Annotated in this window: 24 protein-coding genes; all 24 read right to left on the bottom strand. The window is 64.3% G+C overall.

Annotated elements, in window-relative coordinates; translation table 11 throughout:
• Positions 1-22: 22 nt before the first annotated feature.
• Positions 23-1,726, bottom strand: coding sequence for an ATP-binding SpoIIE family protein phosphatase (locus AC2CQI_RS28885; RefSeq protein ID WP_484578614.1), 1,704 nt, complete (start codon positions 1,724-1,726; stop codon positions 23-25).
• A gap of 8 nt (positions 1,727-1,734) precedes the next feature.
• Entirely contained in the window at positions 1,735-2,040 is a 306-nt protein-coding gene (locus AC2CQI_RS28880) for an STAS domain-containing protein (RefSeq protein WP_075802643.1), read from the bottom strand.
• Between the two features lie 94 nt (positions 2,041-2,134).
• Positions 2,135-2,587, bottom strand: a complete 453-nt coding sequence (gene fliJ / locus AC2CQI_RS28875) for a flagellar export protein FliJ (RefSeq protein WP_075802644.1) — start codon at positions 2,585-2,587, stop codon at positions 2,135-2,137.
• A gap of 6 nt (positions 2,588-2,593) precedes the next feature.
• Entirely contained in the window at positions 2,594-3,952 is a 1,359-nt protein-coding gene (gene fliI / locus AC2CQI_RS28870; protein ID WP_075802645.1) for a flagellar protein export ATPase FliI, read from the bottom strand.
• Positions 3,942-4,733 carry a flagellar assembly protein FliH gene (gene fliH / locus AC2CQI_RS28865; protein ID WP_484578613.1) on the bottom strand — a complete coding sequence of 264 codons (792 nt, stop codon included), beginning with the start codon at positions 4,731-4,733 and terminating at the stop codon, positions 3,942-3,944. Before fliH ends, fliI begins: the two co-directional genes overlap by 11 nt.
• Before the next feature lie 107 nt (positions 4,734-4,840).
• The gene (gene fliG / locus AC2CQI_RS28860) at positions 4,841-5,860 is read right to left on the bottom strand and encodes a flagellar motor switch protein FliG (protein WP_075802647.1); all 1,020 of its coding nucleotides are present in this window, start codon (positions 5,858-5,860) and stop codon (positions 4,841-4,843) included.
• A complete protein-coding gene (gene fliF / locus AC2CQI_RS28855; RefSeq protein WP_484578612.1) occupies positions 5,853-7,637 on the bottom strand; it encodes a flagellar basal-body MS-ring/collar protein FliF in 1,785 nt (594 codons plus the stop codon). The genes fliG and fliF overlap by 8 nt, the downstream gene beginning before the upstream one ends.
• A 15-nt stretch (positions 7,638-7,652) precedes the next feature.
• Positions 7,653-7,982: a flagellar hook-basal body complex protein FliE gene (gene fliE, locus AC2CQI_RS28850; RefSeq protein WP_075802649.1), complete on the bottom strand. Its 330-nt coding sequence runs from the start codon at positions 7,980-7,982 to the stop codon at positions 7,653-7,655.
• Positions 7,983-8,100: 118 nt separating this feature from the next.
• Positions 8,101-9,498: a sigma-54-dependent transcriptional regulator gene (locus AC2CQI_RS28845; RefSeq protein ID WP_075802650.1), complete on the bottom strand. Its 1,398-nt coding sequence runs from the start codon at positions 9,496-9,498 to the stop codon at positions 8,101-8,103.
• Positions 9,495-10,688 carry a sensor histidine kinase gene (locus AC2CQI_RS28840; RefSeq protein WP_484578611.1) on the bottom strand — a complete coding sequence of 398 codons (1,194 nt, stop codon included), beginning with the start codon at positions 10,686-10,688 and terminating at the stop codon, positions 9,495-9,497. The genes AC2CQI_RS28845 and AC2CQI_RS28840 overlap by 4 nt, the downstream gene beginning before the upstream one ends.
• A 180-nt stretch (positions 10,689-10,868) precedes the next feature.
• Positions 10,869-12,344 carry a sigma-54 dependent transcriptional regulator gene (locus AC2CQI_RS28835; RefSeq protein WP_484578610.1) on the bottom strand — a complete coding sequence of 492 codons (1,476 nt, stop codon included), beginning with the start codon at positions 12,342-12,344 and terminating at the stop codon, positions 10,869-10,871.
• Between the two features lie 169 nt (positions 12,345-12,513).
• Positions 12,514-12,810, bottom strand: a complete 297-nt coding sequence (gene fliT / locus AC2CQI_RS28830) for a flagellar protein FliT (protein WP_075802653.1) — start codon at positions 12,808-12,810, stop codon at positions 12,514-12,516.
• A gap of 23 nt (positions 12,811-12,833) precedes the next feature.
• The gene (gene fliS / locus AC2CQI_RS28825; protein WP_484578609.1) at positions 12,834-13,217 is read right to left on the bottom strand and encodes a flagellar export chaperone FliS; all 384 of its coding nucleotides are present in this window, start codon (positions 13,215-13,217) and stop codon (positions 12,834-12,836) included.
• A 125-nt stretch (positions 13,218-13,342) separates the two neighbouring features.
• Positions 13,343-14,749, bottom strand: a complete 1,407-nt coding sequence (gene fliD / locus AC2CQI_RS28820) for a flagellar filament capping protein FliD (RefSeq protein ID WP_484578608.1) — start codon at positions 14,747-14,749, stop codon at positions 13,343-13,345.
• 79 nt (positions 14,750-14,828) lie between these two features.
• Positions 14,829-15,200 (bottom strand): flagellar protein FlaG, encoded by a 372-nt coding sequence (locus AC2CQI_RS28815; protein WP_484578607.1) that lies wholly within the window; start codon positions 15,198-15,200, stop codon positions 14,829-14,831.
• Positions 15,201-15,267: 67 nt separating this feature from the next.
• Positions 15,268-16,122: a flagellin domain-containing protein gene (locus tag AC2CQI_RS28810; protein WP_484578606.1), complete on the bottom strand. Its 855-nt coding sequence runs from the start codon at positions 16,120-16,122 to the stop codon at positions 15,268-15,270.
• Between the two features lie 218 nt (positions 16,123-16,340).
• Positions 16,341-16,601 (bottom strand): hypothetical protein, encoded by a 261-nt coding sequence (locus AC2CQI_RS28805; RefSeq protein ID WP_075802657.1) that lies wholly within the window; start codon positions 16,599-16,601, stop codon positions 16,341-16,343.
• On the bottom strand, positions 16,598-17,887 hold the full coding sequence (locus AC2CQI_RS28800) for a motility associated factor glycosyltransferase family protein (RefSeq protein ID WP_484578605.1): 1,290 nt from the start codon (positions 17,885-17,887) through the stop codon (positions 16,598-16,600). Before AC2CQI_RS28800 ends, AC2CQI_RS28805 begins: the two co-directional genes overlap by 4 nt.
• A gap of 55 nt (positions 17,888-17,942) precedes the next feature.
• Entirely contained in the window at positions 17,943-18,869 is a 927-nt protein-coding gene (locus AC2CQI_RS28795) for a ketoacyl-ACP synthase III (protein ID WP_484578604.1), read from the bottom strand.
• Between the two features lie 517 nt (positions 18,870-19,386).
• Positions 19,387-20,439 (bottom strand): pseudaminic acid synthase, encoded by a 1,053-nt coding sequence (gene pseI / locus AC2CQI_RS28790; RefSeq protein WP_484578603.1) that lies wholly within the window; start codon positions 20,437-20,439, stop codon positions 19,387-19,389.
• Between the two features lie 80 nt (positions 20,440-20,519).
• Positions 20,520-21,560: a UDP-2,4-diacetamido-2,4,6-trideoxy-beta-L-altropyranose hydrolase gene (pseG, locus tag AC2CQI_RS28785; RefSeq protein WP_484578602.1), complete on the bottom strand. Its 1,041-nt coding sequence runs from the start codon at positions 21,558-21,560 to the stop codon at positions 20,520-20,522.
• The gene (pseF, locus tag AC2CQI_RS28780) at positions 21,557-22,273 is read right to left on the bottom strand and encodes a pseudaminic acid cytidylyltransferase (RefSeq protein WP_484578601.1); all 717 of its coding nucleotides are present in this window, start codon (positions 22,271-22,273) and stop codon (positions 21,557-21,559) included. The genes pseG and pseF overlap by 4 nt, the downstream gene beginning before the upstream one ends.
• The gene (gene pseC / locus AC2CQI_RS28775; RefSeq protein ID WP_484578600.1) at positions 22,270-23,424 is read right to left on the bottom strand and encodes a UDP-4-amino-4,6-dideoxy-N-acetyl-beta-L-altrosamine transaminase; all 1,155 of its coding nucleotides are present in this window, start codon (positions 23,422-23,424) and stop codon (positions 22,270-22,272) included. Before pseC ends, pseF begins: the two co-directional genes overlap by 4 nt.
• On the bottom strand, positions 23,421-24,422 hold the full coding sequence (pseB, locus tag AC2CQI_RS28770; RefSeq protein ID WP_075802663.1) for a UDP-N-acetylglucosamine 4,6-dehydratase (inverting): 1,002 nt from the start codon (positions 24,420-24,422) through the stop codon (positions 23,421-23,423). Before pseB ends, pseC begins: the two co-directional genes overlap by 4 nt.
• Between the last annotated feature and the right edge of the window lie 197 nt (positions 24,423-24,619).

The raw sequence follows: 24,619 nt of genomic DNA, 5'->3' as shown, positions 1-24,619 counted from the left end.
CACTCCTTGATCAAGGTTGCGATTATGCCAGAGCATCCCAGGCGAACTCCACGCGCGCCCGCCGCCCGCCATCGCTCCATTCGGCATGCCGGCTCAGGCGCCGGACCAGATTCAGGCCACGCCCGCTCAGGCGCTGTTCGGCAGCCGGCGGTCCCTGCACTTTACCCATATCGAAGCCAACACCGCTGTCTTCGACGTCAATAATGAGACGCCCGCCTCCCTTCCAGGGTTCCACCCGCAGATTCAGCCGGACATAACCGCTGTCCAGGACCTGCAGGCGTCGGTTGCGCTCTTCGTAATAGGCGGTGAAACCCAGGGCATCGCGCTTGAGCGCGGAGTCCAGTTGCAGCACGCCATGTTCGAGGGCATTGGAGTACAACTCGGCGAGCACGCTGTACAGGGCGCCACTCTGCTTGCGCAGGCCATGTACTTCCTGCAGCACCTGCATCAACCAGGGCAGCGGGTTGAACCGTTTCAGGGTCTGGGCGCGAAACTCGAAGGACAGCGACCAGTCCAGCGGGCTCGACTGGCCGCTGTCGGAGTAGATCAAGGGCGGCGGCAACACCTGCTCCGGGGCGACCACGCTGATCTCCAGCATGCTGACGTCGTCCCGCGAGCGCCCGCGGAAACCTTTCAGGGCCTGCAGCACATCCTCGAACAGATGCTGCGGGTCGAGGTTGTCGGCGAATACCTGCTTCAGACGCTCCACCCCGAACAACTGATCGTTGTCGTCGCAGGTATCCACCACCCCATCGGTCAGCAGGAACAGACGGTCGCCCATGGCCAGGGGCAGGACATCGGTACGCTCGTCGAAGCGCTCGGCCGACAGTACGCCCAGCGGCAGGTGCCGCGACACCAGGGGCAAGGGTTTGCCACCGGCCACCGGCAACAGGTAACCATCCGGCATGCCGCCGTTCCACACCTCCACCAGGCGCCGCTCGAAGCTCAGGTTGAGCAGCAGCGCGCAGCAGAACATGTCCACCGGCAGGATGCGCTTGAGCTTGGCATTCATCTCGCGCAGGATCGCCGGCAGGCCGTAGCCCTTGGCGGTCATGCCGTGGAACACCTCGGCCAGGGGCATGGCCCCCACCGCCGCCGGCAGGCCATGGCCGGTGAAATCGCCGAGCAGCACATGCATCTCCCCGGTCGGGGTATAGGCAGCCAGCAACAGGTCGCCGTTGAACAGCGCATAGGGCGATTGCAGGTAGCGGATATTCGGCGAGCCGAGGCAGCCGGCATGGGCGATCTGGTCGAACACCGCCTTGGCCACGCGCTGTTCGTTAAGCAGATGATTGTGATGCAAGGCGATCTGGTCGCGCTGCTCCAGCACCGTGGCCTGCAAGCGCCGCAGACGATCCATGGCCTTGATCTTGGCAGCCAGCACCACCGGGCTGTAGGGCTTGGCGAGAAAGTCGTCGCCGCCCGCCTCCAGGCAGCGTACCAGGGCGGCGTCTTCGGTCAGGGAGGTGAGGAAGATGATCGGCACCAGCTCTTCGCCGGCCAGCGCCTTGATTTGCCGCGCCGCCTCGAAACCGTCCATCACCGGCATGACCGCGTCCAGCAACACCAGTTGCGGGCGCTGCTCGGCGAACAGGGCCACGGCCAGCTTGCCGTTCTCCGCGGTCAGCACCTTGTGCCCCTGCTTGCGCACGATGGTCGCCAGCAACAGGCGGTCGGTGGCGCCATCCTCGGCGATCAGCACAGTCAGGGTATGCCCGTCGCTCATGCTGGCGCTCAAGTGATATCGAAGAGTTTTTCGAAGTTGGAGATCGCCAGGATCTTGCGCACATCGGAGTTGGTGTTGATCACCCGGATATCGGAATTGTCGCCGCCGGCATGGTCGCGCAGCAGCAGGAGCATGCCCAGGGCCGAGCTGTCGAGGTAGGTCGCGTCGCGAAGGTCGACATCGAAGCTGTCGGGGCGCACCGACGTGCGCTCGTAGGATTCGCGAAATTCCTGATGCTTGCCGAAATCGAAACGGCCCTTGATGCGGATCGTCAGCTTTTTCCCGTCCTGGGACAACTCGGTTTCAACAGCCATGTCGGCGCTTCCTTCGAAGGTGGCGAGTGCGGTCCTCTAGAAGGTTTAGCAGGCACTGCCAAGGGCGGCAAGGCGCGCCGACCAGTGCGCGGGGTCAGAAGCGGTCGTGCCGTGGCAGACGCTGCGAGAGCTCGTCGAGCAGCTTCTGCTCGCGCTTGTCCTCGAGCATCCGGGCTTCCTCGATATAGCGCTGGACCAGCTTGCGCAGGCCCTCGACCCGGGCGTAGGCCTCCTGCCAGGTGCCACGGGCGCTGTTGAGGTTGTTCTGGTGCCAGACCAGGCTCTGGTGCTGCTGCGCCACCGCCGTGTCGAGCTGGCCGAGAAAGCGCTGGAAACCCACCAGCCACTTGCCCGACACGCCCTGGCTGCCGCGCTGCATCCATTGCTGCTGGTAATCGCTGCGGAACTGGTCGAGTTCGGCGAGCTTGGCCTGGGCCTGGTTGACCTGCTGCTGGAAGTGCCCGAGGCGCTGGGCGGCCTTGCGCTCGGCGTCCTCGGCCATTTCCACTACCGGGGCCAGGCGGGCAGCACGACTGGGCTGGGCCATGGTCTATCAGCCCGCGGTCAGCGGGGTGAACACCGCTGCCAGTTGCTCGCGGCTCTGCTCCTGGCTGACGTTTTCGTTCAGCCCCTGGCGCAGGTAATGCACGAGGCGCGGTTGCAGGGAAATGGCCAGGTCGGTTTCCTTGTCGCCGCCGGCGACATAGGCGCCGACGCTGATCAGGTCGCGGCTCTGCGACAGGCGCGACCACAGCTGCTTGAACGACTGGGCCTGAGTCATCTGCTCGGGCGTGACCACCTGCGGCATGACCCGGCTGATGGACGCCTCGATATCGATGGCCGGGTAGTGCCCCTCCTCCGCCAGGCGCCGCGACAGGACGATATGGCCGTCGAGCACACCCCGCGCCGAGTCGGCGATCGGGTCCTGCTGGTCATCACCCTCGGACAGCACGGTATAGAAAGCGGTGATCGAACCACCACCGGCCTCGCCGTTACCGGCGCGCTCCACCAGCTTGGGCAGCTTGGCGAACACCGAAGGCGGATAACCCTTGGTCGCCGGCGGCTCGCCGATGGCCAGGGCGATTTCCCGCTGGGCCTGGGCGAACCGGGTCAGGGAGTCCATCAGCAACAGGACATTCTTGCCCTTGTCGCGGAAGTACTCGGCGATCCGCGTGCAGTACATCGCCGCACGCAGGCGCATCAGCGGCGCATCGTCCGCCGGCGAGGCCACCACCACCGAGCGCTTGAGGCCCTCGGTGCCGAGGATGTGCTCGATGAACTCCTTTACCTCGCGACCCCGTTCGCCGATCAGCCCGACCACGATGATGTCGGCCTCGGTAAAGCGGGTCATCATGCCCAGCAACACCGATTTACCCACACCGGTACCGGCGAACAGGCCGAGACGCTGGCCGCGGCCGACGGTGAGCAGGCCGTTGATGCTGCGGATGCCGACGTCCAGCGGCTGGCTGATGGGGTCACGGTTCAGCGGGTTGATGGTCGGGCCGTCCATCGGCACCCAGTCCTCGGCCTTCATCCCGCCCTTGCCGTCGAGGGCGCGGCCGGCGCCGTCCAGTACCCGGCCGAGCATGCTCATGCCCATGGGCAGGCGGCCGCTGTCGTCCAGCGGCACCACCCGCGCCCCCGGGGCGATCCCGGCGACGCTGCCCACCGGCATCAGGAACACCTTGCCGCCGGCAAAGCCCATGACTTCGGCCTCGACTTCCACCGGGTGGTAGCTGTCGTCGTTGATGACCATGCAGCGGCTGCCAATGGCGGCGCGCAGGCCCTCGGCCTCCAGGGTCAGGCCGACCATGCGTAGCAGGCGGCCTTCCACCACCGGCTGGCCGGGCAGGCGGATGGCGTCGGCGTAGGTGCCCAGACGCTTGGCGAAACTGGTGCGATCAAGGCGCATCGCTGGTTTCCGTTTCCCCTGCCGGTACCTTGGCCGGGTCCTGCAGTTCGATATGCAGGTCCGGCTCGGCCGGGTGCAGGCCCTGGTCGTGCAACTGGTCGAACAGTTGCTTCACCGCCTTCTCGACACGGGTTTCCATGGTCGCGTCGATACGACTGTGGGCGGTTTCGATCCAGCAGCCACCCGGCTGCAGGGAATCGTCTTCGAGCAGGCGCCAGTTTTCCTCATGGCGGGCACGCAGGGCCTTGGCCAGTTCGAAATCCTGGGGATTGAGGTGAATGCGGATGTTCTCGGCGCCCATGGGCAGCAGCTTCAGGGCTTCGCGCAGGACATGGGTGATCTGGCTGGAATCGGTCTTCAGTTCGCGACCGATGACTTCCCGGGCAATGTGGTTGACCAGGTGCACCAGGTGCTTCTCGATCTGCGCATCCTGCTCGGCGATAGGCTCCAGCAGATGCCCCATCAACTGCTCCAGGCTTTGCAGGCGGGCATTGAGGGCTGTCTCGGCTTCCTGGCGGACCTTGAGCTGGGTGCTGTGGAAACCCTCGCGCTCGCCGGTGGCGAAGCCTTCGTTGTAGGCCTCCTGGCGGATGCTTTCGAGCTCTTCGAGGGTCAGCGGCTGGACTTCCTCCAGCGGGACTTCCTCGACCACTTCTTCCGGCTCGGGCTCGGGTTCCGGCGCAGGCTCCGGCTCCGGGTCGAAACTGGGCAGCGCCCAGCGGTCGAACCCCTCGAGGTCGCGGGCGCGGATCAGTTCACTGAGATGTTCGTTGGTCGACATGATTCCATGCGCTCAAAAGTCGGTTTACGGATGATCCAAGCCCAGGCGGGCCACGGCAAGGGCTGCCTGGCAATCGGCGCCGACCCGCAAGGGCCGGCGCCGATGCATCAGATCATCTCTTCGGCACCTTTGCCGCCCAGCACGATCTCGCCGGCTTCGGCCATGCGGCGGGCGATGGTGAGGATTTCCTTCTGCGCGGTCTCGACGTCGCTGACACGAACCGGGCCCTTGGCCTCCAGATCGTCGCGCAGCAGCTCCGAGGCACGCTTGGACATGTTCTTGAAGATCTTGTCCTTGACCTTCTCGTCGGCGCCCTTGAGCGACACCACCAGCACATCGGAAGACACTTCGCGCAACAGCGCCTGGATACCGCGGTCGTCGACATCGGCCAGGTTGTTGAAGACGAACATGAGGTCTTCGATCTGCTCGGAGAGGTCGCCGTCGATCTCGCGGATCGAGTCCATGAGCTGGCCTTCGACCGAACTGTCGAGGAAGTTCATGATGTCTGCAGCGCGCTTGATACCGCCCAGGGTGGTACGGGCGGCATTCGAGTTGCCGGAGAACTGCTTCTCGAGGATCTGGTTGAGTTCCTTCAGCGCCGCCGGCTGCACGGTGTTCAACGACGAAACGCGCAGGATGATGTCCAGGCGCACCTTATGGTCGAAGTTGCCGAGGACTTCACCGGCCTGGTCCGGATCGAGGTACGCGACGACGATCGCCTGGATCTGCGGGTGCTCGTAACGAATCACGTCGGCGACGGCGCGGGGCTCCATCCACTTCAGGCTGTCCAGGCCGCTGGTGTTGCCACCCAGCAGGATCCGGTCGATCAGGCCGTTGGCCTTGTCCTCGCCGAGGGCCTGGGTCAGCATCTTGCGAATGTAGCCATCGGAGCCGACGCCCAGGCTGGTCTGGTCGCCGACGATCTCGACGAACTCGCTCATCACCTGCTCGACCTGCTCGCGATGGACGTTGCCCATCTGCGCCATGGCCACGCCCACGCGCTGGACCTCTTTCGGCCCCATGTGCCGCAGTACCTGCGCGGCGTCGGTCTCGCCCAGCGACAGCAACAGGATGGCTGCCTTGTCGACGCGGGTGAGCTTGGAAGTCAGGGCTCGATTGTCACTCATCGGCGTTGATCCACTCTTTCACGACCTGGGCCACGCGACCCGGGTCTTCTGCCACCAGACTCTTGATAGCGTTGAGCTGGGCGTCATAACCCTCGCTCGGACTAGGCAAGAGGATGCTTTGCGGACCACCCAGGCTGACACGGTCGCTCGGCATATCGCCGTCCAGACCGATCATGCCGCCCAGCTCCATGTCGCTGTCGCTGCCACTCGACTGCCTGCCGCCGCCGGTGATGTTGTTGAGCACCGGACGCAGCACGCCGAACACCAGAACGAGGATGAACAGCACGCCGAGCACTTGCTTGACGATGTCCCAGAACCACGGCTGCGAATAGAACGGGATCTCGGCGATGGCCTCGCCACGGTCGGCGGCAAACGGCACGTTGATCACGCTGACGCTGTCGCCACGGCTGGCATCGAAGCCCACCGCGTCCTGGACCAGGCGGGTGAAGCGCGAGAGGTCCTCGGCGCTCCACGGCACCGTGGTGGTGTTGCCGTTGGCCGGGTCGATCTTGACCTGGTCATCGACCACCACCGCCACCGACAGGCGGGTCAGGCGACCCTGCTGCTGGCGGGTGTGGCTGATGGAGCGGTCAAGCTCGAAGTTCTTGGTCGACTGCACGCGCTTGTCCGACGGATACGGCGCGAGCATCGGCTGGCCGGTGGCCGGGTCCATGACCTGCTGGCCATTGGCGTCGAGCAGTGGCTGGCCGGGCTGGATCGCTGCAGTTGCACCCGCAGCACCACCACCGGTGGTCTGCGGCGCAGTGGCCGGACCTGGCGGCTGGTTGCTCAGGGCGCCCGGCACACCTTGCGGGCCGGAACTGCTGGAACGCTGTTCGTTGACCGACTGCTCGCTGCGCAGGGCCGGCTGGTCCGGGTTGAACTGCTCGGCGGTGGATTCGACGGCACTGAAGTCCACGTCGGCGGACACTTCGGCCTTGTAGCGGTCGTTGCCCAGCACCGGCTGCAGGATGTTGTGCACCCGCTGGGTCATCAGCCCTTCCATGCGCCGGGTGTAGTCGAACTGCTTGCCGGCGACGGTGAGCTCGGTGTTTTCCAGCTGGCTGGAGAGCAGGTTGCCCTTCTGGTCGACCACGGTGACCTGGGACTTGTCCAGTTCGGGAACGCTGGTCGCCACCAGGTTGACGATGGCCATGACCTGGCCGGCTTCGAGGGCGCGACCTGGATACAGCTCGACCAGAACCGAGGCACTCGGCTTGCGCTCGTCGCGCACGAACACCGAGCTTTTCGGGATGGCCAGGTGCACGCGGGCTGCCTTGACGTTGCTCAGGGAGGACACGGTACGCGCCAGTTCGCCTTCCAGGCCGCGACGGTAGCGGGTGGCTTCCATGAACTGGCTGGTGCCGAGACCCTGTTCCTTGTCGAGGATCTCGAAGCCGACGTTGCCGTCGCTCGGTGCCACACCGGCGGCGGCCAGCTTCAGGCGGGCACGGGAAATGTCCTCGGCCTTGACCAGCAATGCACCGGAATTGGGCTCGACGTTGTAGGGGATGTCTGCGGCGGCCAGGGTTTCCATGACCTGCTTGGTGTCCATGCCGGAGAGGCTGCCGTACAGCGGACGGTAGTCCGGCTGCTGCGACCAGAGGACCACGGCGAAGCCGATGGCCACGCTGGCGGCCAGGCCGACCAGCAGGCCGATCTGGCGCAGCATGGGCATCTGCGAAATGTTTTCCAGGAACGACATGCCGAACAGCGGCGGTTTGGGCGCTGGCGGGCTGCCCTTGGCGGGCACGTTATCGACGACTGCATCGGCCATGAATCAAATCCCGCCTTAAACCGGCATCTGCATGATGTCTTGATACGACTGGACCAGCTTGTTGCGCACCTGCGTCAGGGCCTGGAACGAGACGCTGGCTTTCTGCGAGGCGATCATCACGTCGGTCAGGTCGACGCCGCTCTTGCCGATTTCGAATGCATTGGCCAGTTGGGTGGAGGCCTGCTGGGTCTCGCTGACCTTGTTGATCGCCTGGCCGAGCATATCGGCGAAGTTGCTCTGCCCCAGTTCCGCTGGCGCCTGCACGGCCTTCGGTGCCGACATGGCTTCCGCCTGCATGGCACGCATGTCCAGCATCAACCGATTGAATTCAACACCTTGGCTCATGAACTTCTCTCTCCGGGGGCCCGCATTTTTTTGACACTCACGCTGCGGCTGGTACAGGACATAGCAACAAGAGTGCCAGCTAGGCCCGACGATTATGCAAAACGATCAGCGACATCCTTCAAAGCCCCGTGGCATAAAGGCTGGCCTCGACATCCAGGCCCGCATCACGCATTTGTGCCAATTTGTAACGCAAGGTCCGCGGGCTGATGCCCAAACGCTCGGCGGCCTCCTTGCGGCGACCACGCTCGGCGCGAAGGGTGTCGATGATCATCTGGAATTCATGCCGGCGCAAGTCGTCTCCGAGCCCGCCAGCGTCCTCCGTTGCCGCCACCGCCGGCATCGCCGCAGGCCGCGCAGGCTGTGACGTTGGCGCCAGCGCGGGAAGCACACCGGCGAGGCAGAAATCCGCCGCCGCGATCACCCCGCCCTGCTGCAGGATCAGCGCCCGCTGGATCGCATTGTCCAGCTCGCGCACGTTGCCCGGCCATGGATAACCCTGCAGGCAGGCCTTGGCTTCATCGGAGAGCCTAACCGGTGCGTGCTTCATTTTATTGACGTGGCGCAAGAGCAGGCGCTCGGCCAATGGCAAAATATCGGCGCTCCGTTCTCTCAACGGCCGCCAGGCCAGGGGGAACACCGACAGGCGATAGAACAGGTCTTCACGGAAACGCCCTGCCGCCACTTCGCCAGCCAGGTCGCGGTTGGTGGTGGCGACCACCCGGATATCCAGGGGTATCGGCTTGCGACCGCCGACCCGCTCCACTTCCCTCTCCTGCAGAACCCGCAGCAGCTTGGCCTGCAGGCCCAGGGGCATCTCGGAAATCTCGTCCAGCAGCAACGTGCCACCGTCGGCCTGCTCGAACTTGCCCGCCTGGGCGGCGATAGCCCCGGTGAACGAACCCTTTTCATGGCCAAACAGCGTGGCTTCGAGCATGTTGTCGGGGATCGCCGCGCAGTTGATGGCGACGAAGGCCTGCTCGGCCCGTGGCGACTGCTGGTGAATGTAGCGGGCAAGGACTTCCTTGCCGGTGCCCGACTCGCCGGAAATCAACACCGTGGAATCACTGCGGGCGACCCGCGCGGCCAGTTCCAGCAACTGCGCGCTGGCCGGCTCCCGGGCGACCGGGCCTTCGGCATCAGCGCCACTGGCAGCGCCGAGGGCGTGGCGGGCGACCAGCTCCAGCAGCGCCTTCGGCTCGAACGGCTTGACCAGGTAATCGGCGGCACCCTGGCGGATCGCATCCACTGCCCGCTCTACGGCCGCGTGGGCGGTCATCAGCAGTACCGGCAAGTGCGGCTGGCTGGCACGCAGCCGGGCAAGCAACTGGTGGCCGTCCATGCCCGGCATGTTGACGTCGCTGACCACCAGGCTGAAGGACTCGCCGGCCACCATCTCCAGCGCTTGCTCGGCGGAGCCCGCAGCACGCCAGGTGAAACCGCCCAGTTCCAGGGTGTCACCCAGCGCCTCGCGTAGCGCACGGTCGTCCTCGACCAGCAGTACCTTGATCCGGCTCATGCGTCACCGCCAATCAGCGGCAGACTGACGATGGCGCAGGTTCCGCGCCCCTTGCGCGAACGCAGGTGCAACTCGCCCTGGTGGGCCCGGGCCACCGCCGTGACCACCGCCAGGCCAAGCCCGGTGCCGGTGGCCTTGGTGGTCAAAAACGGTTCGCCGAGTCGGCGCAGCAGGTCGGTGTCGATACCACTGCCGGCATCGCTGATGCACAGGCGCAACGTGGTACCACGACGGTACAGGTGGATCTTCAGACGGGCGCAACCGGCGCTGGCCTGCAAGGCGTTTTCCAGCAGATTGAGCAGCGCGCCAACCAGGGTGTCGCGGTTGCACAGCAACTCGCCCAGGTGACTGTCGCACTGCCAGCGCACATTGTGCCCATGAACCTGGGTCTGCGCCGCCTGCTGCAGGGCCTGGAACAACGCCTTCGGGGTCAGGCGGTCGGTCAGCGGCAGCTCGCCACGGGCGAACACCAGCATGTCGCGGACCTGGTGCTCCAGCTCGTGCAGGCGCTCCTTGAGGCTGCCGGCGAAACGCTGGCGGGTCTCCAGCGGCAGGTCCTGCTCGCTCAGATGACTGGCGTAGAGCATGGCGGTGGAGAGCGGCGTGCGGATCTGGTGGGCCAGCGACGCGACCATCCGGCCCAGGGTCGACAGGCGTTCGTGGCGGGCCAGTTGGTCCTGCAGACGGCGGGTTTCGGTCAGATCGTTGAGCAGCACCAACTGCCCCGGCTCGGCATCCAGCGAGCGCGTTGAAATCGACAGCCGGCGCCCATCGCGCAGGGAGATCTCGTGACCGTCATCTTCGCGGGGGGCAAAACTGCGGGCGATCACCTGCCGCCACAGCTCGCCGACCAGGGGCTCGCCCAGCAGCTCGCAGGCCGCCGGGTTGGCTTCACGCACCAGCCCGTGGCCATCGATCACAATGACGCCGCCTGGCAACAGGTCCAGCAGGTTCTGCAGACGGTTGGCCAGGCGCTCCTTCTCTGCCAGCTCGGTCATGCGCTGGGCACTGACCACTGCCAGCTCGCCCTTGAGCTCGGTGACCCGGGCTTCGAGCAGGTTGTAGGACTGGCTGAGCTGGCTGGACATCTGGTCGAACAGGGCAAACGCCTGCTCCAGGCCGACACGGCTCTGCTGCTCGGCAGCATCCGCGCGTTGCGGCTCGGGGGAATTGATGGCGGCGTGGGGCATCGTGCTCTCTCGCATGGCTTACCGTCATAAAACGGTATGTTGAGAGGGGTATAGCAATAGCCATGCCGGAAACTTTTCCGGCAGACCCGCCGAAACCGACAAGGCCCGCAGATGCGGGCCTTTACCGGACAAAAACAAGGGTTTTATGACAGCGAACGAACGGGCCGCCAACAGCAGGCGTCAATCCTCCGCCTGCTCGTCCCCTTCGCGGCGGCTCATGCCGTACTTGCGCATCTTTTCCACCAGGGTGGTGCGACGGATGCGCAGGCGCTCGGCGGCGCGGGCGACGATGCCGTTGGCGTCGTCCAGCGCCTGCTGGATCAAGCCCTGCTCCAGGCTGCCGAGGTAGTCCTTAAGGTCGAGACCCTCGGGCGGCAGCATGGCGTTGGTCGGGAAGCTCGGCGCATGACCGTTGATCACCACCCGCTCTTCCAGATCGGAACGCAGGCTGTCCACCAGTTGCTCGTCTTCATCGTCCACGTAGCGGAATTTCTTCGGCAGCTCGGCCACGCCGATCACGCCATAGGGATGCATGATCGCCATGCGCTCCACCAGGTTGGCCAGCTCACGGACGTTGCCCGGCCAGCCGTGGCGGCACAGCGACATGATCGCCGCCGAGTTGAAACGGATCGAGCCGCGTTTCTCGTGCTCCATGCGCGAAATCAGTTCGTTCATCAGCAGCGGGATGTCTTCCACGCGCTCACGCAGTGGCGCCATCTCGATGGGGAATACGTTAAGGCGGTAGTACAGGTCTTCGCGGAACGAACCCACCTCGATCATGCTTTCGAGGTTCTTGTGGGTCGCGGCGATGATGCGCACATCGATACTCTGGGTCTTGTTGCTGCCGACCCGCTCGAAGGTGCGCTCCTGCAGCACGCGCAGCAGCTTGACCTGCATCGGCAGCGGCATGTCGCCGATCTCGTCGAGGAACAGGGTGCCGCCGTTGGCCAGCTCGAAACGCCCGGCGCGGCTGGTAATGGCGCCAGTGAAGGCACCCTTCTCGTGGCCGAACAGCTCGCTTTCCAGCAGCTCTGCCGGAATCGCCCCGCAATTGACCGGGACGAACGGCGCTTCGCGGCGCTTGGAGTGATAGTGCAGGTTGCGCGCCACCACTTCCTTGCCGGTGCCGGACTCGCCGAGGATCAGCACGCTGGCGTCGGTATCGGCGACCTGCTGCATCATCTGGCGCACGTGCTGGATGGCCCGACTGGTACCGACCAGGCTGCGGAACAGGTTGGGCTCGCGCTGCCGGCCGCGCTCGCGGGCCTGGTCGTACATCTCGCGATAGACCTGGGCACGGTGCAGCGAATCCAGCAGGTTGCTGTAGCTCGGCGGCATTTCCAGGCTGGAAAGCACACGACGACGCAGCTCTTCCGGAAGTTCGAGCGAAGAAAATTCGCCTAAAAGCAGAACCGGAAGGAACTCATCCCAGGCAGCCACTGTCTTAAGCAAGCCCAGAAGCCCGGACGGCGCATCGACAGTGCCGATCAGGACACACAGGACTTCACGACTGGACGATAACGACCCGACAACCTGCTCCCAGTCATGACTGGAGCACGGCAGATTTTCTTCCCCAAGAAAATTCAACACCACCGCCAGGTCACGGCGGCGAGCACTATCGTCATCGATCAGGAGAATTTTGGTTTCACGCCACATGCAATAGCAACTTCCCTAGTCAACTCGAGGCCCTTCGAAGGGCATGCTCGACATCATTCCGACTGAACGGTCAGTGTTCCGACGTCTGAAATTAGAAAACAGCCACTAGTTAAGTCAAAAAACGCTTAATAGTCAAATTTATGGCGCGCGACTGATTTTCGATCAACCGTCAGCGGTACAGATGGTATACCTTTGTCGCCTGTTGCGCCTGTTTGATCTTTGACATCTCGTCGGCAATCGCCTGACGCTCTTCCGTCGCCACGTCGATCAATTGCCGGTAAACGCCCAGCAGGTCCTGCAGGTTGTCCCGCAGCGCCTCCTCGTCGAGCACTTCGGCATTCATCACTTCGTCCATGCAGGCGCGGCAAGCCTGGTCCAGCTCGCCCACCGCTTCCCAGTCGCGATTGGCCAATGCGCCAACCAGTGCCTCCCGGGTTTCCTCGATTCGCTTGAGTACCGCACTCATCACGAAATCCTCATCGCAACTGGTTATTGTGGAGCGACCGCGTCCCAGCCTTCCTTGACCGTGGTCAACAGATCGGTCACTTCATCGAGGGCAGCGATATCGTTCTTCACGTTGGCGTCGCTCAGGCGACGGGTCATGTACAGGTAGAGCGAGTCGAGACGCTCGAGTTCCGGAGTCATGTTGTCGCGATCCAGGCCTTCGCGCAGGCCACCGATGATGCCGATGGCCTTGCCGATAGCGATGCCCTTACCGGCCAGGTCCTTGCGCTCCAGGGAGCCCTTGGCCTGTGCGACGCGATCAAGGCCGCCTTCCATGAGCATCTGCACCAGGCGGTGCGGACTGGCTTCGGAGGTCTGCGCCTGGGCGCTGATCTTCTGGTACTGACGAAGGGCCAACATCGGATTCATGTTCATACCTCAACACAATTGCTGTATGACCGGGCTATCGACCCGGCGTCAAAAAACTTTAGTAACCATGAAAAAAGCCCGACATGCGGGTAAGGCACTGTCGGGCTTTTGGCGTCAGCAGAAAATCAGGAGTTCTTCTGCTGCGCTGCCATGGCACTGAAGATGGACGTGATGTTATCACGCTGGGCATTCAGCTGACCCACCAGGGTGTCCATGGTGTTGTACTTCTTGGTCAGCGAGGCGGTCATCGAGGTGATACGCGCATCCAGGCTGGACTGCTGGGTCGCCAGGGTCTTCTTGGCACTTTCGAGGACCTTCGAACGGTCGGCCAGCAGGCCATCGGTAGCGGTGAAGGGCTCCAGCGCTGTCGTCAGGCGCTTGGACAAGCCATTGTCACCGGAGAACAGGCTCTGGATTTCGCCACCCAGCTTCTGGGTATCCAGGGCGGCGGTGAACTTGGTGCTGTCGAGCTCCAGCAGGCCGGTACTCTGCACGGTGTTGATACCGAGCTGTGACAGGACCTTGAGCGAACCGTTGCCACCGGTGCTGGTCGTCACCAGTTCGTTGCGAACCGCCGTCAGCATCCCGCGAACCATCGAGTCGCCAGCCAGTGCCGGTGCGGTACCCAGGGTGCCGTCGGCATTCTTCGGCGTCTGGCTCAGGCCGTTGATGGTGGTCACCAACGCGTTGTAGGCGTCGACGAAGCTCTGCACCGACTTCTTCAGGCCATCGTTGTTGGTGGTGACATTGACCGTAGCCTTGGAGTTTTCGGCAATCAGCTCGAAGGTCATACCACTGACGGCATTCTCGACCTTGTTGGATTTGCTGGTCAGCGACATGCCGTCAATCTTGAACTCGGCATCCTGGGCCAGGGCGGAAATGTATCCGGCGCCGGTACCCGCCATCGCGGTAGTGCCGTTGATTTCCAGCTCGCTGATGCCGCTGACGGAGATGTCCGAGCCCGCACCGGTGTTGGTCGAGGTCAGGACCAGACGCGAGCCGGTGCCATCGTTGATGATGTTGGCGGTGATGCCCTTGGCGGTCAGGGTGCTGTTGATCGAGTCACGCACCGACTGCAGGGTGGCGCCAGCGGCGATCTCGACCTTGAACTTTTCACCATTGACGCCCTGCGATATCTCCAGGGTGCCTTCGCTGATCGCTGCGGTGTTGTCGGCAAAACGCTGGCTGGCCACCTTGGAGGCTGTCGCCAGCTTCTGCACTTCGACGGAGTAGCTGCCATTGACCGCGAACTGGTTCGCCGTGGCCTTGACGTTCTTGTCGTCGGAGGAGGTCGCCGAATAGCCGATGAATTGCGGCGTAGTGGTGCTACCAAGCTTCTCCAGCGCAGTCTTGAAGGTCGCCAACGCGCTCTTCAGGCTGCCAATCGCCGAGATGGAGCTGGTATTGGCCTTGGTCTGGCGATCGAGCTGGTTCTGCTTTGGCGTTTTTTCGGCGTCAACCAGGGCTTTGACGATCGCAGAGGTATCCAGACCACTGCCAAGGCCCAGGGCCGGTAGAATTGGACTTGCCATCACTCTCTCCTTTTCGGCTCACGCCAAACGCTTGACCATTACCGCACGAAGCGAAAATGTATCAATTTTCGTACCGCTTTCAGACTTTTTCGTCGAAAAGCAGACTGTTGACGTCCTGCAGGCTCTTCGCCAGTTCCAGGGCGGTTTCGGACGGAATCTGCCGAATCACCTCGCCACTGTCACGGGCGACCACCTTGACGACGGTCGTTCCGGTGGACTCGTCCACCGAAAATTCCAGGTTGCGCTGCAACGACTGGACGTAATCCTGTAGACCCTTCACCGCCTCCTGAAGATCGGTGTCGGACTTTTTCTGATCCTGCCTGTCCACAGCCGCAAGGCTCGGCTTGCTGTAGACCTTGTCGGACGCACCCTGGTCAGCAGTTTTGTCCTGCTGGGCCGCAGCTGCCGCCGGAGCCGGGTAAGACGCGTTCAATCTGACGCTCATGTCCATCGTCCATCACCTCCAAAGTAAAAAGCGAGGGAATGCTCGCGCACGCCCTCGCTCTTCATCGTAGCTGTTACTGAAGCAGTTTCAGTACGGCGGATGGCAGTTGGTTGGCCTGGGCCAGAACTGCGGTCGACGCTTGCTGCAGGGTTTGCTGCTTGGTCAGCTGAGCGGTTTCTGCGGCGAAGTCGGTGTCCTGAACACGGCCCATGGCGGCAGCCGAGTTCTCGTTCATGCTCTGCAGGTTGTTGATGGTGGACTGGAAGCGGTTCTGGATAGCACCCAGCTCGGACTTCTTGTCGTCAACTTTTTGCAGTGCTGCGTCGATCGCGGTGATCGCGCCGTCGACAGCGGTGTGGACTGCGGAGTCCGAAGTACCGGAGATCGCCAGGGCGCCGGTACCAACAGCCAGGGCGGTCGCCACGAAGCTGGAGGTCATCGAAACGCTGAGGATCTGGCTGGTACCGGTCATCGCACCGACCTGGAACTCCATGGTGCCAGCGGAACCGTTCAGCAGTTGCTTGCTGGTGCCGTAGGTGGTGGAGGTGGCGATACGGGTGATTTCGTCGGACTTGGCCGCGAACTCTTTGTTCAGCGCCGCACGTTCAGTGGTGCCGTTCGAGTCGTTACGCGATTGCAGAGCCAGCTCACGCATACGCTGCAGGATGTTGGTGATTTCCGACAGAGCGCCTTCAGCGGTCTGGGTGATCGAGTTACCGTCGTTGGCGTTCTTGATCGCAACGGTGGTACCGGTGACCATGGTTTGCAGCTTGTTGGCGATCTGCTGACCAGCGGCGTCGTCTTTAGCGCTGTTGATACGCAGGCCGGACGACAGGCGGGTCATCGAGGTGCTCAACGCGTCGGAAGCTTTGTTCAGGTTCTTCTGCACGCCCAGCGAAGTGGAGTTGGTGTTAACGGTTAAAGCCATGACGAATTCCTCGTTGGATGGATACTTCGGCTTCCGGCCCTGGCATCCGCCGGGTGTGGCCTAGAGAACCTACGTAATGTTTATCGCCGGGTTCGAGGAATGCTTTAGGGATTTTTCAAAAAAAAATGCCATCACGCCGCCACCCCTTGTAATTCAGGCACTTGCCGGGAGAAAGCGCAGCGGCAAGGCAAAAGCCTGATGTGATGGCCATCACAGTTTCAGCGTGAAGCTGCCTGATCGATCAGCTTCACCAACTCATGCTCGAGGCTGTCGGCCAGACCGATCCAGTCCTGGCGCTGCTGGGCGGCGAGCATTTCCCCGAGCAGCGCGGCGAATTGCGCCTGCACGGCCCCGGGCGCCCCGGTGAACAGCCCGGGAGCCGCTTCGAACAGCTCGACCATGGCCACCGCCGCCTCGACATCCCTGCCCAGGCGAAACAGTCCGGCACATTGGCGAGCGTTGTGCTGCAAGGTACTCATTGGCAGAACTCCCCATCGAACGTGGTACCGGCGATCAGCGCTCCGGCGCGGCTGGTGTTATGGAAGGTCACCTCGGGATGACGGGCGATAAAGCGCTCCAGCTCGATCAGGTAGCCGCGGAAATTCAGCTGGGTGCGCACCCGCTGGCCGCTGCCATCCAGCACCCAGTGCCGGGCCACGGACACCTGCGGGCCGAGCACGCCATCATCCCAGCCGGTATGGGTGCGATTGCCGGGGAAGGCGAAATCGGCGCCGAACAGGGTGATGCGGCGCATGCCCATCTTCACCGCCAGGTCCGCCGCCGGATGAATGACGCTGCCGCCGACGAATAGATGGCCTCGCGGGATATCGCCACGCACCCGATCGTACAGGGCGCTGTCGGAATAGGCGGCATAGCGAGGGCCACGCCAGCCCGCGACGGTCTCGACATCGAGCATCGGCATGTACACCAGCGCAGTGTTCGCCGAAGCCTCGGGCGGCAGGTGGTGCAGGCGGATCTTGTGGTCGACGCTGACCACGATATCCGGCTCGATACCGGCCGCCAGCAGCGGTTTGTAGGCGGTGTCCACGGCGATGAACAGCGGACGCCCGGGCTGCCCGTGGATGCGCTTGAGCGCCGCCAGGTGGCCTTGCAGGGTCGGCCCGGTAGCGATGACGAAGGCGTCCTGCCCTGCCCGGCTGCCGAACAGTTCGGCAACATCCCGGTCGGCCCGCAGCAGCGGCAGGCTCTTGTCCAGCAACTCCACCAGATGGGGATCGGTCACGTCGAAGTGGGTGTTGTTGAAGGTCAGGTGGGTTTCGCTGACCAGGCGATCGCGGATCTTCGCATTGAAGTCATCAGCCAGCACCAGCTCCGCCGGCAGGGCGAAATAGGGCAAGGCGATTTCCCCGGCATCGCCGGCATAGGCGAGCTCGACCCGCGGGTCGGCCAGCCATTGCCCCTGGTCGAGCAGGTGCAGGACCAGGGCGAACAGGGCGCCATTGAGGATATGGACCTGCAGGCGCTGCAGATCGGAGCGCTGCAGCAGGGCGTCCTGCAGGTCGCCCAGGCCGGTACCGTAGAGATTCAGGCACGCGCTCCGTGGCATGCTGTCGGCCTGGAACTGCGCCTCGGCCAGGCGATCATGCCGGCTGCTGAGCTGGATGCCGTCGACGCTCAGGGTCGAGCCCTGCCCTTCGACCAGCACCGCCTCGATAGCGCCGTGATCCTCCCGCACCAGGCGCTCGAACAGCGCCGGCCAGCGGGCCTGGATAATCTGGGCGTTGCGCTGGAAAAACTCGCTCATGATGAGCATCCCTTGCCTGCGAAACGCCCGAGATTACCTCGGGATGCGCATCAGGTCACGGGCGATGGAGAATCGCCGAACCCCACGACAGGCCAACGCCGAAGCCGCTCACCGCTACCCGCTTCCAGGTGCTGTCCAGGGCGTGCTTCTCCAGCAGCAGCGGAATGCTCGACGACACGGTATTGCCGGTCTCGACCATGTCCTTGACGAACTTCTCCGGCTTGTCTTCGAAGCGCCGCGCCACGGCATCGACGATTGCCGCACTACCCTGGTGGATGCAGAAGGCGTCGATATCGTCTGCCGCCAGGCCGGATTGCTCCAGCAGTTCGTGCAGGTGCGCCGGCACCTTGAGCAGGGCGAAGTTGAACACCTGGCGACCGTTCATGAAGAACACGCCGTCGCTGACCTTCAGGTGCGGCGCGCCGGAACCGTCGGTGCCGAACGCCGACTTGCCCAGGGCCCAGACCGGGTCTTCGCCCATCCAGGTGGCGGTGGCGGCGTCGCCGAAGAGCATGGTGGTGTTGCGGTCTTCCGGATCGACGATCTTCGAGTACGGGTCGGCGGTGACCAGCAGGCCGTTCTTCAGGCCGGTGGCTTCCATGAAGCCTTTCAGCGCGTAGATGCCGTAGACGTAGCCGGAACAGCCCAGGGAGATATCGAAGGCCGCGACATGGGTCGGCAGGCCGAGCTTGTCCTGGACGATGGCGGCGGTGTGCGGCAGGCCTTCGGCGTCGCCGTTCTGGGTGACCACGATCAGGGCGTCGATGGAGTCGCGGGACAGGCCGGGGTTGGCGGCGAACAGGGCGTTGACCGCTTCGACGCACAGGTCCGAAGTTTCCTGTTCGTCGGATTTGCGAGGCAGGAAGGCCGAGCCGATCTTGCCGAGGATGAATTCCTCATCCTTGCCGAATTTCGCGCCTTGTGCGTAGTTGTCCAGGCCGGCGGCCGGAACGTAGCTCGCAATGCTTTTTATGCCAATCATCATGGCTTCCCAATAAAAAACTGCTGAAGATCGCCGCTCGCATGATTCGAGGGGCGCCAGAAAACAGGGATTTCCGCCATCCGCTGAACTGGATGGCAGAGGCAATGACGGTGACACGGCCCGTCACGCCCGGTAACGATAGAGACACAGATGCCCGTCATGACCGATAGGTCACGGATTTTCACAGACAATGGGACATTTTCCTAGGGCCCGGGCTGGATTGCGGGCCCTGTGGGGGCGGGTTTACCTGCGATTGCAGTGGTGAACTCGCTACAGCAATCGCGGGTGAACCCGCTCCCACAGGTTTCTCGGCCAGCCGCAAGGTTTGCGCCCGACACGGTCACTGTGGGAGCGGGTTTACCCGCGATTGCGGTGGTGAATTCACTAAAGCAATCGCTGGCAAGCCAGCTCCCACAGGGTTCTCGGCCAGCCGTAGGGTTTGCGGCCGACACGGTCACTGTGGGAGCTGGCTTGCCAGCGATAGCGGTGGTAAGGCCAACATCACTCTCGCAGTGCGCTACTCGACCAACGACCAATCCAGCGCCGTGCCGCGCTTCAGCGCCTGCCGGGCCTTGCGCCCGAGCAGGGAATCGAGGTGCTTGGGCGCCAGGCCCAGCCCCGGACGAATGGCGCGCACATTGATCGCATCGAACACCTCGCCAGCGGCCATGTCGCGCACCACGTAGAGCGACCGGCGGAAGCGCTTCGACGCCTGTTCGGCCTGGGTCGCGCCATAGCGCACCTGGCCCAGGGACTGCCAGGCCCTCTCGCTCTCCACCACCAGGCTGGCCAGCTCCGCCGGCTCCAGGGAGAACGCGGCATCCACCCCGCCTTCAGCCCGATTCAAAGTGAAGTGCTTTTCCACCACGCTGGCTCCCAGCGCCACCGCCGCCACCGAAGCCCCGACCCCAAGGGTGTGATCGGACAAGCCCACCTCGCAGCCAAACAGCTCGCGCAGATGGGGAATGGTCCGCACATTGCTGTTCTCCGGGCTGGCCGGATAGGTGCTGGTGCACTTGAGCAGGACCAGATCACGGCAACCCGCCTCCCGTGCCGCGCGCACCGTCTCGTCCAGTTCGGCAAGGCTGGCCATGCCGGTGGAGATGATCATCGGCTTGCCCGTGGCCGCCACCTTGCGGATCAGCGGCAGGTCGGTGTTCTCGAAGCTGGCGATCTTGTAGGCCGGTACGTCGAGGCTTTCCAGGAAGTCCACCGCGCTCTCGTCGAACGGCGTGGAAAACGCCAGCATGCCCAACTCGCGGGCGCGGCGGAAAATCGGCGCGTGCCATTCCCAGGGGGTATGCGCCTTCTCGTACAACGAATACAGCGAGGAACCGGCCCACAGGCTGGCAGGGTCCTCGATGAAGAACTCACCATGGCTCAGGTCCAGGGTCATGGTGTCGGCAGTGTAGGTCTGCAGCTTCAGGGCATGGGCTCCGGCCCGCGCCGCCGCCTCGACGATCTCCAGGGCGCGGTCCAGCGACTGGTTGTGATTTCCACTCATCTCGGCGATCACGAAAGGCGCGGCATCGACGCCGATACGCCGACCACCCAGGTCAAAACTGCTCATGCTGCGAATCCTTCAATAACCGTTCGAAATGACACTCGGACTGCGTAGACCCGGCGCCACGAAAAAGCCCGAGGGAGACCTCATTGTCCGCCAGCAACTGCATCGCCCACGCCCTGCCCCGCCAGTGCCACGGCTACCCGTCGGGCACCCAGCCCATCCACCAGCTCGCGACTGCGGGCAGTGAACTGCTCGCGCAACGGCAGGTTGTCCAGCAGCAGGGCAATGGCCTGGCGCAACGCCTCGACGTCGACCTGCCCGGCAGCGCCCAGATACAGATGCACACCGGCCCGGGCCAGGGCCTCGGCATTGGCCACCTGGTTGTCGGCGACGCTCACGCACAGGCTGGGCACCCCTAGGGCGGCACGTTCCCAGGTGGTCCCGCCGCCCGCTCCGACGAACAGCGTGGCCTGGGCCATGCGCTGCGGCAGGTCCTCGACGAAGGGCAGCAAGGTCCAGCCCGGACGCTGCCCGACCAGGGCCTGCAAGACCGGCAGGTCCGGACTGGACTGCCCGGCGATGCACTGCACCTGGATATCATCGATAGCCAGCAGTGCCTGAAGGGTTTTCAGGGTCATGCCGGCCTGGTCGAAACCGCCAAAGCTGACCAGCACCCGGCGCGCAGTATCGGCCTGCGCCGCCCTGCCCTGGCAAAACGCCGGGCGCAGCAGGGCGTAGCGAGGCCCTGCCAGCAGGCGACAGGCAGAAGGCAGCAGCGGCTGGTACAGCGCCGCGCTGGCCGTGAAATTCTGGTCCAGCAGCAGATCGCAATCGTGGGCGCGATCGGCCAGGTCATCGATCACCATGACCCGCCGCGCCCATTGCCGCGCCGCGCTTTCCCAACGGACATCGAGGCCGTAATGGTCGACGATGACCCAGTCGAACAGCGTTCCGGCCGGCAACAACACAGCCAATGCAGCGATCTCGTCATCGGCCTCCGCCGGCAAGGCCAGCACCTCATGCCCCTCGGCGGCGATCCGGGCCATCTGATGCCCCGGCACATCACGGCAGGCAAAGGTCAGCGCAGCCCCCTGGCCCACCAGTTGCTGCGCCAGGGTCAGGCAGCGCGCCACATGCCCGATGCCCATCACGGCACCGGCATCGGCCCGTACCAGCACCTTCACCCCCGCAACTCCCCGGCGGCGAGCAACGCGGCATACAGGAACTCGGCGCGGCGCCAGTCCTCCTCGGTGTCGATGTCCTGCACCAGATGACGCGGCAGGATCACCGGCAGGCTGCACTCGGAAAAGATCACCTCCCCGCGCATCCAGGCTTCGGTACGCCCCCAGTAGAACTGGCCGGCGTCCTGGAAGGCGGCCGGCAAATCCTGGGAGCGGGTCTGCCGATACTGCGGGTATAGCGCCGTGAGCGCGCCGTCCTCGGTCAGGCCGAGGGCGCGCTGCACCGGGAAGCCGAACCCGCACACGGAAAACGCGAAGGAATGTCCGGGGTGGCTGCGCAACAGCTCGAAGCCCTCGCGCAGATAGCGCGCCTGCAACAGTGGCGCAGTGGCGTAGATGCAGCAGGCCAGCCCGGCGTGGTAACCCTGCTCCTGCAAGGCGCCCAGGGCATGCGCGATCACCGCCGCAGTGCTGGCGTGATCGTCGGCCAACTGCGCCGGGCGCATGAACGGCACCTCGGCCCCCAGGGCCCGGGCCAGGCCGGCGATCTCGTCATCATCGGTGCTGACGATCACTCGCTCGAACAGACCGCTGTCCAGGGCGGTGCGAATCGAATGGCGGATGATCGGCTCGCCGTGGAACGGCTTGAGGTTCTTGCGCGCGATACGCTTGCTGCCGCCCCGGGCCGGGATGATCGCGACCGCGCCGCGGTTCATGCCAGCACCCGGCGCAACGTCTCGACGACCTGGTCCTGCTGGGCCTCGGTCAGGTCCGGGAACAGCGGCAGGCTGATGGCCTGGCGGTAATAGCGCTCGGCTTCGGGGAAGTCACCGTCGTTGAAACCGAGGTCACGGTAATAGGGCTGCAGATGGATCGGAATGTAGTGCAGGTTGACACCGACGCCCGCGTCACGCAGGCCCTGGAAAATCTCGCGGTGCCGTGCCTCCAGAGCCTCGTGCAGGCGCACCACGTACAGGTGCCAGGCCGAAACGGCCTGCTCCTGCGCCGCAGGCAATTGCAGTGGCAGGTCGCTCAACAGCTGCTGGTAGCGGGCCGCCAGCTGGCGACGCCGGCCAAGGAAATCATCCAGCCGCTGCAACTGCGACAGCCCCAGCGCCGCCTGGATATCACACATGCGGTAGTTGAAGCCCAGTTCGGTCTGCTGGTAGTACCAGCCGCCGTGGCTCGCCTCGGTCATGCGCGCCGGGTCGCGGGTGATGCCGTGACTGCGCAGGTCGCGCAGGCGCTGGGCCATGTCCGGCGAATTGCACAGCACCATGCCCCCCTCGCCGCTGGTGATGATCTTCACCGGATGAAAACTGAACACCGTCAGGTCGGCATAACGACCACTGCCCACCGGCTCGCCGGCATAGCTGGCGCCAAACGCATGGGCGGCGTCCTCGATGACCCGGAAGCCGTACTCCCGGGCCAGCCGGGCAATCTCGCGCATAGCGCAGCTCTGCCCTGAAAACGCCACCGCCACCAGCACCTTGGGCAGCCGTCCGGCGGCCCGCGCACGCTCCAGCTTGTCGGCCAGGGCGCGGACGTCGAGGTTCCAGGTCAGTGAATCGATATCGACGAAATCCACGTCGGCGCCGCAATAGCGCGCGCAGTTGGCCGAGGCAACGAAGCTGTTGGGGCTGGTCCAGAGCAGATCGCCCTCGCCCAGCCCGGCAGCCAGGCAAGCCAGGTGCAGGCCGGCGGTGGCATTGCACACTGCGACGGCGTGGACCGCGTGGCAGCGCTCGGCCACGGCGCGCTCGAAGCGTTCCAGGGTCGGGCCCTGGGTCAGCCAGTCGGAACGCAACACCTCGACCACCGCGTCGATATCGGCCTGGTCGACGTTCTGCCGGCCATAGGGAATCATACCGGCAGCCGCGCGTGCAGCTCGGCGATCCCTTCGACGGACAGGAACTCCGGGTTGGTATCGGAGCGGTACTCGAAGTCCTCGGCCACCCGCCGGCCCTGCTCGCCCACACCATCGATGGCGAAATCGGCATCGACATTGTTGAAGCGGATCGACGGCTGGATGGTGAAGTGGTCGGCGAATTCCAGGGTCATCCGTGCATCGTCCAGAGGGATCATCAGCTCGTGCAGCTTCTCGCCCGGGCGGATGCCCACCACCTTGTGCGGCAGCTCCGGGGCCATGCCACTAGCGAGGTCGACAATGCGGATCGACGGAATCTTCGGTACGAAGACCTCCCCGCCGTGCATGCGCGCGAAGCTGTCGAGAACGAACTGCACGCCATGGTCGAGGGTGATCCAGAAGCGGGTCATGCGCGGGTCGGTGATCGGCAGCTCGTCGGCGCCCTCGCCGATCAGCTTGCTGAAGAACGGCACCACCGAACCTCGCGAGCCGGCCACGTTGCCATAGCGGACCACGGCAAAGCGGGTCTGCTGGCTGCCGGCGACATTGTTGGCGGCGACGAACAGCTTGTCCGACAGCAGTTTGGTCGCGCCGTACAGATTGATCGGGCTGGCGGCCTTGTCGGTGGACAGGGCGACGACCTTTTCCACGCCATTCTCGATGGCGGCGGCAATGATGTTCTCCGCGCCGTTGACGTTGGTGCGGATGCATTCGGTGGGGTTGTATTCGGCGGCGGGCACCTGCTTCAGCGCAGCGGCGTGGACCACGTAGTCGATGCCGCGCATGGCCTGGCGCAGACGCTCGGCGTCGCGCACATCGCCAAGGAACCAGCGCATGCAGGGGGCGGTGAAGCTCTGCTGCATCTCGTACTGCTTGAGCTCGTCGCGGGAAAACACCACCACGCGGCGCGGCGTGTACTGACTCAGCAGACGCGTGATGAACGCGCGACCGAAGGAGCCGGTACCGCCGGAGATGAAGATGGACTTGTCGTCGAACATGCCTGGATCCTGGAACTCGCCGTGGGTGGGGTCGGGAAACCAACGGATTTCTGACCCCGGCCCTGTTTAGGCAAGCTCGAAGCAAGATGCAGGCCAGTGGCGGCCTCATCGCTGGCAATGCCAGCTCCCACGGCGTAATCCCTGAGGGAGCGAGCTTGTCGGAGCGCCGAACCGTCGCGAAGGGCCGCACGGCGGCC

This window comes from Pseudomonas sp. P2S-1 (assembly GCF_057197725.1).
This window is presented reverse-complemented; position numbering and strand designations above follow the sequence as displayed.

Coding starts and splice junctions, on each gene's coding strand:
- AC2CQI_RS28885 (WP_484578614.1), bottom strand. CDS start 1,726: ATGAGCGACGGGCATACCCTGACTGTGCTGATCGCCGAGGATGGCGCC.
- AC2CQI_RS28880 (WP_075802643.1), bottom strand. CDS start 2,040: ATGGCTGTTGAAACCGAGTTGTCCCAGGACGGGAAAAAGCTGACGATC.
- fliJ (WP_075802644.1), bottom strand. CDS start 2,587: ATGGCCCAGCCCAGTCGTGCTGCCCGCCTGGCCCCGGTAGTGGAAATG.
- fliI (WP_075802645.1), bottom strand. CDS start 3,952: ATGCGCCTTGATCGCACCAGTTTCGCCAAGCGTCTGGGCACCTACGCC.
- fliH (WP_484578613.1), bottom strand. CDS start 4,733: ATGTCGACCAACGAACATCTCAGTGAACTGATCCGCGCCCGCGACCTC.
- fliG (WP_075802647.1), bottom strand. CDS start 5,860: ATGAGTGACAATCGAGCCCTGACTTCCAAGCTCACCCGCGTCGACAAG.
- fliF (WP_484578612.1), bottom strand. CDS start 7,637: ATGGCCGATGCAGTCGTCGATAACGTGCCCGCCAAGGGCAGCCCGCCA.
- fliE (WP_075802649.1), bottom strand. CDS start 7,982: ATGAGCCAAGGTGTTGAATTCAATCGGTTGATGCTGGACATGCGTGCC.
- AC2CQI_RS28845 (WP_075802650.1), bottom strand. CDS start 9,498: ATGAGCCGGATCAAGGTACTGCTGGTCGAGGACGACCGTGCGCTACGC.
- AC2CQI_RS28840 (WP_484578611.1), bottom strand. CDS start 10,688: ATGCCCCACGCCGCCATCAATTCCCCCGAGCCGCAACGCGCGGATGCT.
- AC2CQI_RS28835 (WP_484578610.1), bottom strand. CDS start 12,344: ATGTGGCGTGAAACCAAAATTCTCCTGATCGATGACGATAGTGCTCGC.
- fliT (WP_075802653.1), bottom strand. CDS start 12,810: ATGAGTGCGGTACTCAAGCGAATCGAGGAAACCCGGGAGGCACTGGTT.
- fliS (WP_484578609.1), bottom strand. CDS start 13,217: ATGAATCCGATGTTGGCCCTTCGTCAGTACCAGAAGATCAGCGCCCAG.
- fliD (WP_484578608.1), bottom strand. CDS start 14,749: ATGGCAAGTCCAATTCTACCGGCCCTGGGCCTTGGCAGTGGTCTGGAT.
- AC2CQI_RS28815 (WP_484578607.1), bottom strand. CDS start 15,200: ATGGACATGAGCGTCAGATTGAACGCGTCTTACCCGGCTCCGGCGGCA.
- AC2CQI_RS28810 (WP_484578606.1), bottom strand. CDS start 16,122: ATGGCTTTAACCGTTAACACCAACTCCACTTCGCTGGGCGTGCAGAAG.
- AC2CQI_RS28805 (WP_075802657.1), bottom strand. CDS start 16,601: ATGAGTACCTTGCAGCACAACGCTCGCCAATGTGCCGGACTGTTTCGC.
- AC2CQI_RS28800 (WP_484578605.1), bottom strand. CDS start 17,887: ATGAGCGAGTTTTTCCAGCGCAACGCCCAGATTATCCAGGCCCGCTGG.
- AC2CQI_RS28795 (WP_484578604.1), bottom strand. CDS start 18,869: ATGATTGGCATAAAAAGCATTGCGAGCTACGTTCCGGCCGCCGGCCTG.
- pseI (WP_484578603.1), bottom strand. CDS start 20,439: ATGAGCAGTTTTGACCTGGGTGGTCGGCGTATCGGCGTCGATGCCGCG.
- pseF (WP_484578601.1), bottom strand. CDS start 22,273: ATGAACCGCGGCGCGGTCGCGATCATCCCGGCCCGGGGCGGCAGCAAG.
- pseC (WP_484578600.1), bottom strand. CDS start 23,424: ATGATTCCCTATGGCCGGCAGAACGTCGACCAGGCCGATATCGACGCG.
- pseB (WP_075802663.1), bottom strand. CDS start 24,422: ATGTTCGACGACAAGTCCATCTTCATCTCCGGCGGTACCGGCTCCTTC.